Below are 920 nucleotides of genomic sequence, written 5' to 3' on the forward strand. Positions count from 1 at the left end.
GACATCTTTGAGCCCGGCCGGCGAGGCCTTTCGGGAAGGGGCGGGGTGGGGGACTGTCTCTGACCCGCACCCGCCCCTAGCCCGCACCGTCGTGCAGGGTCGGCATCGCCTCCGCCGGTGCGGGGCCCGACGGTCCCGGGATCGACGCGGCGCCATCAGACAGCGCCGCGACCTGGTCCCGCAGCGACCGGACCTCCCGCGTCAGCGCCTCGATCGCCTCCGTCTGCCGCCGCTCCTCCGCGTCGTCCTTCTCGAAGCGAGAGATGAACCACGCCGCGATGTTCGCGGTGACCACACCGAGCAGCGCGATCCCGGACAGCATCAGCCCGATCGCGAGGGCCCGGCCCGCCCCGGTCGTGGGTGCCATGTCCCCGTACCCCACGGTGGTCATCGTGGTGAAGGCCCACCAGATCGCGTCCCCGAGCGTGTGGATGGAGGCGCCCGGACGCCCCCGCTCCACCTCGAGGACGGCCAGCGCGCCGAAGACCAGCAGCCCCGCACAGGAGCCCGCGACATACGTCGTGACCTTGACCTGGGTGGCCATCCGGGCCCGCTGCCCCACGAGCAGCAGCAGGGACACCAGCCTGAGCAGCCGCAACGGCTGGATCAGGGGGAGCACCACCGCCAGCAGCGCCAGCGGGTTGCCGCGGATGAACCGGGTCCGGCTCGGCGAGAGCCAGAGCCGGACCACGTAGTCGAGGGCGAACAGGCCCCACACCGCCCAGTTCACGACGTGGCATGCGGTCAGTACCGGATCGGGCGCGTCCGGCCGCACGATCGGCAGGGCGTAGGCGACGGCGAAGAGAACGGCCAGCACCAGGAGCGGGCCCTGGGTGTGCCGCTCCCAGCGGGCCAGTGCGGTGGGCTGCTCGGTCATGAGGGCATGGTAGGTAACGCCGGGGGCGGCGGTGCCCACGGGC

At 72.7% G+C, this 920-nt stretch carries 1 protein-coding gene; it reads right to left on the reverse strand.

Annotation, left to right across the window (positions count from 1 at the left end; genetic code table 11):
• Positions 1-76: 76 nt before the first annotated feature.
• On the reverse strand, positions 77-877 hold the full coding sequence (locus U9R90_RS36460) for a potassium channel family protein (RefSeq protein WP_411061795.1): 801 nt from the start codon (positions 875-877) through the stop codon (positions 77-79).
• Between the last annotated feature and the right edge of the window lie 43 nt (positions 878-920).

This window comes from Streptomyces sp. E11-3 (assembly GCF_046540415.1).
Classification (GTDB): domain Bacteria; phylum Actinomycetota; class Actinomycetes; order Streptomycetales; family Streptomycetaceae; genus Streptomyces.